This is a genomic window from Acinetobacter sp. YH12235 (genome assembly GCF_013417705.1).
GTDB lineage: Bacteria > Pseudomonadota > Gammaproteobacteria > Pseudomonadales > Moraxellaceae > Acinetobacter.
The window spans coordinates 56,341-64,143 of record NZ_VPDL01000019.1; the positions used below are offsets into that span (position 1 = coordinate 56,341).

Below are 7,803 nucleotides of genomic sequence, written 5' to 3' on the forward strand. Positions count from 1 at the left end.
TAAAATTATTCATATTTATATCGCTAGAAAAGATCAGATTATCTGGTGGTTACTTGTCCTAAATATGGAGAAATCATCAATAAAACATGATCTTTCATGCGCTCTTTACAAAATAAATCATGAGGGTTTCAAGATTTAACATCTTGTTATGAATCGCTCCTTAAAATCAGGTTAATCTTAAGTCAAAGCACGAAGGAAGGCCAAGATCATGAAAAAGTTAATGAGCGTAATGGCTGTTGCAACTATCTCCACTTTTATGTTGGCAGGCTGTGAAAATATGTCTGCTAAAGATCAGCGTATTGGCGCAGCTGCGCTCGGTGGTGCAGTGGGTGGTGGTGTAGGTAACAGAGTAGGTGGTGGTGTTGGTGCAGCAGTTGGCGGTGGTGCCGGTGCAGCAGTCGGTAGTAAAGCTCAAGGTGGTTCAAACCGTAATGCGACCTATAGTGGTGTCGGTGGTGCTGTAGGTTCTGCAGTGGGTAAAAGCATCTTTGGCGGTACAGGTGGGGCTGCAATTGGTGGTGCCATCGGTGGTGGTGCTGGTGCAGCGATCGAACAGAATAACCGTCGTCGTTAATCGACAGAACTATCTTCCAGATCGATTTAAAAGCGCCTCCATGGCGCTTTTAGTTTATTCATATTTTGTTATTTAGCCTCTCGAGGCTTGCCTTTGCTCTGTTTAAGGCGGATATAAACGGTTTTTTGTACCTCAGCGATACGCACACCGGAATCATCATAAATATTAAGCTGATACTGGCGATAAACCGGACTATGGTTAGCTGCCAGTTCTTTTACTGTTTGTACTTCCTGCTTGGAAATCCGGATGTCAGCATAGACCGTTCCGCGTCCTGGTGCCAGAAACTGAATGGTAGAGCTTTTATCCCAGACAATATATTTTGGACCCAGATGGTGCATTAGTAACAACATATAAAAAGGGTCGACCATGGAATACAGGCTGCCACCAAAATGTACTCCCACAATATTCTGATTCTTGCGAGTCAGTGGCATTTTCACGCGAACGTGATAATTGGCAAAGTCCATTTCATCAATGACAATGCCTGCTCCACGATAGGGGGCATAGCGATTCAGGATAAATTTGGATAATAAAGGCAGTTGCTGAATTTTTCGTAATAGGCTCATGCGGATATTCTTTTTTCTGGTCTTGTATGCATACTAGAACAACAAAAATAAGCTGGCATTGATAAATCGTGCCTATTTCAACAATAAAAGAGTCAATCAGCGAATAAGGATACATCTATGCAAAGACATAGCCAGTGGGTAGATACCAGCGATCATCAACGTCTCTATGTGAAAACCTGGGGCGAGCCTGAACAACCAGCTTTAGTGCTGGTTCATGGTTATCCTGACCATCAGGATGTTTGGGAAGCGGTGATTTCTCACCTTGTTCAGGATTATTTTGTGGTGACCTATGATGTGCGCGGAGCAGGAGACTCCAGCGTTCCCAAGAAAATTCGGGATTATCGTCTGGAACGTCTGTGTGCAGATTTAGAGCAAGTGGTCGATCAGGTCTTGCCGGGACGAACTTTCCACCTCGCGGCTCATGACTGGGGGTCAATCCAGGCTTGGGAAGCGGTCACCGAACCTAAATTTAAAGGCCGGATTTTGTCTTTCAGCACCATGTCAGGTCCATGTCTGGATCATGCGGCTTTCTGGATGCGTGAACAGTTTAAACAGCATAAGGCCAAGTTTTTTAAACAGATGACCAAGTCTTGGTATATCGCGGTATTCCAGCTGCCTTTTATAGCGCCTACTGCATGGAATTTTTTTAATGCAGAACGTTGGGGCAAAATGATCAGCCAGCTGGAACAGCAAGATAATCTGCCGCTAAACCAGAATATTGTCAAAGATGGAAAATATGGCGTCAATCTGTATCGGGCGAACTTTTTGCCGCGTTTATCTCGACCTAGACAGCGTTTTGCGGTCTGTCCGGTACAGGCAATTGTGCTCAAAAAAGACCAGTTTGTTGGCCCGGATCTGATTGATGAAATGCCAAAATGGGTGGAAGATTTTTCCAGGGTAGAATTAAATGCCAATCACTGGGCGATTTTGAGTCAGCCGGAACAGGTGGCTCATCTAATCCATAATTTTATTCAGCAAAAATTAACAGCAACTACTTAATATGGAGATTGGGAACGTGACTCGGCAGGGATAAGTGGAAGAATTTTTATCCGGATTTTCTGATAAAATAGCCGTTTTCTCTCATTCCCAATTCATTATGTTCGCAATTCTTGCTGCTATTGGAGTCATGTTTGGACTCTCATTGGCACGTGTACCTGTGGTTTTTGCCCTGGTCATTGGTGCTGTTACGGGTGGTTTGTTGGCAGGTCTTGGCCTCCAGGGAACTTTAGACGCATTTAACAATGGTCTGGGCGGCGGCGCTAAAATTGCCTTGGCTTATGGCATCTTGGGTGCCTTTGCTTTGGCCTTGGCACGTTCCGGTTTGCCTGACTTGCTGGCCTATAAAATGATCACCACCTTAAAAGGTGAGGCATCAGAAAAGGCACAGAACAAGGTTAAATATCTGATCTTCTGTACAGTGGCATTGGCTGCCGTTTTCTCACAAAACGTGATTCCGGTACACATTGCCTTTATTCCGGTTCTGATTCCACCATTATTGCTGGTATTTAACCATCTGAAGCTGGATCGCCGTTTGGTGGCCTGTCTGCTGACCTTTGGTCTGGTGGGAACATATATGCTGGTTCCAGTCGGTTTTGGTGCCATCTTCCTGAATGATATTCTGGGCCATAACATCAATACCTTTGGTAAACCTTATGGCTTTGAGATTACTTATGACCAGATTCCCGCTGCGATGGCGATTCCGGTCTCAGGTATGTTCGTGGGTTTGCTGGTGGCCATGTTTATCAGCTACCGTAAGCCGCGTCTCTATAAAGATATCCATGTGGAACAGCAGCAAAGTATCTCTGCTGAACTGGGTGTAGAACAAAAATCAGCGAAACCGCAAATTGCCAAACTGACCATCTGGATGGCAGCGATCGCGGTGATTGCAACTCTTGTGGTACAGCTCTATTCAGATTCCATGATTCTTGCCGGTCTGGTCGGTGTCGCAATCTTGAGTTGTGCCGGAATCTTTAAATGGAAAGAAGCAGATGATGTGATCATCACCGGTATGCGTATGATGGCCCTGGTTGGCTTTATCATGATTGCCGCGCAAGGTTTTGCTGCCGTGATTGAGGCAACAGGACAGGTTCCTGCGCTGGTTGAAGCGTCGGTTGACTGGATTGGTAATAGCCAGGCACTTGCCGCCTTTTTAATGTTGTTGATTGGTCTGCTGATTACTCTGGGTATCGGTTCATCATTCTCTACCATTCCGATTCTGGCGATTATTTATGTACCGCTCTGTATTCAATTTGGTTTTAGTCCTGCAGCAACTATTGCGATCATTGGGACTGCGGCTGCTTTGGGCGATGCCGGTTCTCCAGCATCAGATTCAACTCTAGGTCCAACATCCGGTCTGAATATGGATGGTCAGCATGACCATATGAAGGACAGTGTGGTTCCAACCTTCATTCATTTTAATATTCCGCTTATCATTTTTGGCTGGATTGCAGCCATGGTTCTGTAAGTTCATTTTAATCTGCTCTGATATAAATCGGAGCAGATTTGCCTAGATTTAAAATAAATTATAAGATGTATTTAAAATATATATTTAAATAAAAAATTAATATAAACCTGATTATTTTACTCTGAATATTATTATTTTAATCTGATTAAATTACTGGGTATTCAAAACCAACCAATATAGTCAATTTAAAATAAATATTTAATAATTACATATACTTAAATAATAAATAAAATTTAGTTTTATAATATCTATTGCATAATAATTTAAGCCATGTTTATTATTAATTAAGAAATATTTTTCTTAATAATTATTCTTCCCTTGGGGGTATTTTAAAATGTTAAAGCAAGTAGCTCTAATTGCATTAATGGGTCTTTCAGCATCTGCGATGGCAGGGCAATGGCAAGTGAAAGTGGGGGCTTCTGTATTAGCGCCTACTCAGGAAACTGACCTGATTCCTGGTGTAGTTGAAGATGCTAAAGCAAGTAGCGAACTCAATTTTACTCCTTCAGTCGAATATTTCTTCAATGACAATATTTCAGCCGAATTATTATTGGCTACCCCATTTAAACATGATGTTGAGATGGCGGGTGATGTGAAAATTGCATCATTAAAACATCTACCACCAACGATTACAGCCAAATATAATTTTAAAAATTCAAGCCGCTTTACTCCATATATCGGTGTAGGTGCTACAGTATTCATTCCATGGGATGAAGAATTTAGCCAAACTGCAAAAGACGCATTAGGTGTAGCAAAGCTTGATGCAGATGTTGCTTATGGGGTAGCTGGCCAAGTCGGCTTTAACTTCCAGCCAGCGGATGCAAAAAACTGGGGTGTCTTTGTTGATGCACGTTATGCAGACTTAGATACAGATCTGGAAGCAAAGACTGCTGATGGGACAAAAATTAATTTAGGTGAATTTGGAATCGATCCTTGGGTTTATACGATCGGTTATAGCTATAAATTCTAAGCTCCAATTTTTTGGTTCATTTTTTCCAAAAGCCTCATCCTGAATGGGGCTTTTTTTCAAAATAACAACGATTTATAACGTATTGAAATTGAGCAGATTGGCAATACTCAAATATATTAAAACGAATAAAGTAAATATTAATTGAATACGACTTAATAATAAGGAAGATCAAAGCATGAGTTTTTTGTCGAAGAGTCTTTTGATCTTCAGCACGCTGTTTATTTCACAGAGTTATGCTGCCAGTTTTAATTGTCAGAAAGCGACAACCGCGACTGAGAAAACAATTTGTGAACATCGTTTGCTGAATGACGCTGATGTCAAAATGAGTACCAGCTATAACATCTTGCGCCGTATGGTGCCGATGGGAACACGTTCGGTGATTCAACGCGATCAGGTGAAATGGCTACAATTTCGTGACCGCTGTCAGGAATCTGTATCCTGCTTGAGTCAGGTCTATAATATGCGTCAGCAGCAGCTGGATCTGCATTTTGATCGTATCTATAAGATGGGACCTTATTAAGTCTTATCCATCCCATCAATTAAACTGATAAAAATAAAAGCCATAAAAATATTTTTTGCGAAAAAATTATTTTAAGGCTATTGAAAATTATTGAACTCACTCCATTCATATAGGCAACAGTTAACATCTGTATCTAAAATAATAGGAGTGATTCATGAGCGATTTAAGCGTACAAAAACACAGTTTCCAGGCTGAGGTAGCGCAGTTACTGCACCTTGTGACCCATTCGCTTTATTCAAATCCTGAAATTTTCCTGCGTGAATTAATTTCTAATGCTTCAGATGCGTGTGACAAATTACGTTTTGAAGGGATCAACCATCCTGAATATTATGAAAATGATCCTGACCTCCGCGTACGTGTCAGCTTCGATCCAGAAAATAAAACTATTACCATTTCAGATAACGGGATCGGTTTAAGTCAGCAAGAAGCCATTGAAAATCTGGGGACGATTGCCAAATCAGGGACCAAAGACTTTATGTCAAAACTGACGGGTGATCAGAAAGCTGATGCGCAGCTGATTGGCCAGTTTGGTGTCGGTTTCTACTCAGGCTTTATTGTGGCTGACAAGATTACCGTAGAATCACGCCGTGCCGGTACGGATGCCTCAGAAGGGGTGCGCTGGATCAGTGGCGGTACCGGTGAATTCGAAGTTGAACAGATCACCAAAGAAGGCCGTGGTACCGATATTATTCTGCATCTGCGTGAAGATGCGTTGGATTATCTGCAAAGCTATAAAGTCAAACAGATCATCAATAAATACTCAGATCACATTAGCCTGCCAATCCAGATGCAAAAAGAAGTCTGGCAGGAAGAAGAATCTGCTGAAGGTGAAACACCAAAAGGCGGTCAATATGTGAAGACCGATGAGTGGGAAGCGATTAACTCGGCCAGCGCATTGTGGACTCGGAATAAATCTGAGATTACTGAAGAGCAATATACCGAATTCTATAAAAACCTGACTCATGATTTTGCTGCACCATTGGCTTGGGCGCATAACCGTGTTGAAGGTAGTACTGAATACACCCAACTGCTTTATATCCCAAGCAAGGCACCACAGGATATTTTTACCCGTGAAGCCAAAGCTGGCATCAAGCTGTATGTGAAACGTGTGTTCATTATGGATGATGCGGATAACCTGATTCCAAACTATCTGCGCTTTGTACAGGGCGTGGTAGACAGTGCCGATCTGCCATTGAACGTGAGCCGTGAATTGCTGCAGGAAAGCCGTGATGTGAAAACCATCCGTGAAGGCAATACCCGCCGTATTCTGACCACTTTGGATAATCTGGCAAAATCTGAAGATGAAAAAGATCAGGAAAACTTCAAAACTTTCTACCGCGAATTTGGTGCGGTGCTGAAAGAAGGTTTAGGTGAAGATTTCGGTAACCGCGAACGTATCTTGAAACTGCTGCGCTATGCAACTTCAACCAATGATGAAGTAAGCACTTCATTGGCGGACTATAAAGCACGCATGAAGGAAGGCCAGAAAGCGATTTACTATATTACTGCTGAAAGCCTGAATGCTGCGAAAAACTCACCGCAACTGGAAGTGTTCAAGAAAAAAGGCATTGAAGTATTGCTGATGTCAGAGCGCGTCGATGAATGGGCAATGAACTTCGTGCATGAGTTTGATGGTACGCCATTGCAAAACGTATCTAAGGGTGCAGTCGATCTAGGTGATCTGCAAGATGCGGAAGAGAAGAAAGCGCTCGAAGCGGCTGCTGAACAGTTCAAACCTGTGGTTGAAAAGTTGACAGATTCTCTGAAAGATAAAACGAAAGAGGTGCGTGTAACAACTCGTCTGGTTGATTCACCAGCGTGTCTGGTCACAGGGGAAGGGGAGCTTTCTCCACAACTGATCCGTATGCTGAAAGATGCAGGTCAGCCTGTACCGGATGTGAAGCCGATTCTGGAAATTAATCCGGAACATCCACTGGTGAAAAAACTGGAAGGTTCTGCCCAGTTTGATGATCTGGCCAATGTGATCTTTGATCAGGCAATGATTGCAGAAGGTGGTCTACCAGAAAATCCGGCTGAATATGTAAAACGTATTAACAGCCTATTGTTGGGTTAATTTTTATATTTCAAAAATCCCTCTACGGAGGGATTTTTTATATTCTGAATTTATCGTTTAAGACTTGAATTCCCCTTTAATGATTTAAAAAAGCGATAGCCAGAATAAAAAAATACCTTTAAGTTTTAAATCTGAAAAATAGATAATATTTTATATATTAATTTATAATAGCGATTATTGAGTTTAGAGAATTCTCCCATGAAAAAATCACTGATGATGAGTCTGAGTACAGTCATTCTGATGTCAATGAGCGCAGCCACAATGGCCGATACTGAGTCCAAAAAAGTGACTCGTAGCGATCGTATTAGTTTTCAGGCACCCATGAAAAAAGAAGCGCCAAAAGTAAAACGAATGCAGCGTACCGACCGCGCGGTATGGAATATGCCACAGATGGAACAGCCTTCTTTGCAGCAAAAACGTATGATTCGTAGTGATCGAATTGCCTTTACAACGGTTGAGCACCGCCAATAAAAACTTATTGGATTCAGACATTAAAAAGCCCATATTTTATGTAATGCCAGTCAGTTAAGCAAATTTTAGTAAAATGTAGTAAAAAAGAGTGTATGTAAATACGCTCATTTTTTTATGTCTTTATCTGAACATTTAGAATCCACTCTTGAACATTCTCTCCCATCACT

The 7,803-nt window shown here is 41.9% G+C and carries 8 protein-coding genes; 7 read left to right on the forward strand and 1 reads right to left on the reverse strand.

Features of this window, described 5'->3' with window-relative positions; translation table 11 throughout:
• Positions 1-208: 208 nt before the first annotated feature.
• Positions 209-574 (forward strand): DNA transfer protein p32, encoded by a 366-nt coding sequence (locus tag FTV13_RS10915; protein WP_034170980.1) that lies wholly within the window; start codon positions 209-211, stop codon positions 572-574.
• A gap of 68 nt (positions 575-642) precedes the next feature.
• Here FTV13_RS10915 and FTV13_RS10920 read toward each other — a convergent pair whose 3' ends face one another.
• Entirely contained in the window at positions 643-1,137 is a 495-nt protein-coding gene (locus FTV13_RS10920; protein ID WP_159123442.1) for a DUF4442 domain-containing protein, read from the reverse strand.
• A 117-nt stretch (positions 1,138-1,254) separates the two neighbouring features.
• Here FTV13_RS10920 and FTV13_RS10925 point away from each other — a divergent pair, with 117 nt between their 5' ends.
• The 6 genes from FTV13_RS10925 to FTV13_RS10950 all read left to right on the forward strand — a co-directional run bounded on the left by FTV13_RS10925 (position 1,255) and on the right by FTV13_RS10950 (position 7,636).
• Entirely contained in the window at positions 1,255-2,136 is an 882-nt protein-coding gene (locus tag FTV13_RS10925) for an alpha/beta fold hydrolase (RefSeq protein ID WP_180012050.1), read from the forward strand.
• 97 nt (positions 2,137-2,233) lie between these two features.
• Positions 2,234-3,601 (forward strand): Na+/H+ antiporter family protein, encoded by a 1,368-nt coding sequence (locus FTV13_RS10930; RefSeq protein WP_159123440.1) that lies wholly within the window; start codon positions 2,234-2,236, stop codon positions 3,599-3,601.
• Between the two features lie 334 nt (positions 3,602-3,935).
• Entirely contained in the window at positions 3,936-4,571 is a 636-nt protein-coding gene (locus FTV13_RS10935; protein ID WP_034706934.1) for an OmpW family protein, read from the forward strand.
• Between the two features lie 175 nt (positions 4,572-4,746).
• A complete protein-coding gene (locus tag FTV13_RS10940; protein ID WP_034170983.1) occupies positions 4,747-5,091 on the forward strand; it encodes a lysozyme inhibitor LprI family protein in 345 nt (114 codons plus the stop codon).
• 154 nt (positions 5,092-5,245) lie between these two features.
• Positions 5,246-7,165 carry a molecular chaperone HtpG gene (gene htpG, locus FTV13_RS10945; RefSeq protein ID WP_159123439.1) on the forward strand — a complete coding sequence of 640 codons (1,920 nt, stop codon included), beginning with the start codon at positions 5,246-5,248 and terminating at the stop codon, positions 7,163-7,165.
• A 198-nt stretch (positions 7,166-7,363) separates the two neighbouring features.
• On the forward strand, positions 7,364-7,636 hold the full coding sequence (locus FTV13_RS10950) for a hypothetical protein (protein WP_159123438.1): 273 nt from the start codon (positions 7,364-7,366) through the stop codon (positions 7,634-7,636).
• Positions 7,637-7,803 lie beyond the last annotated feature (167 nt).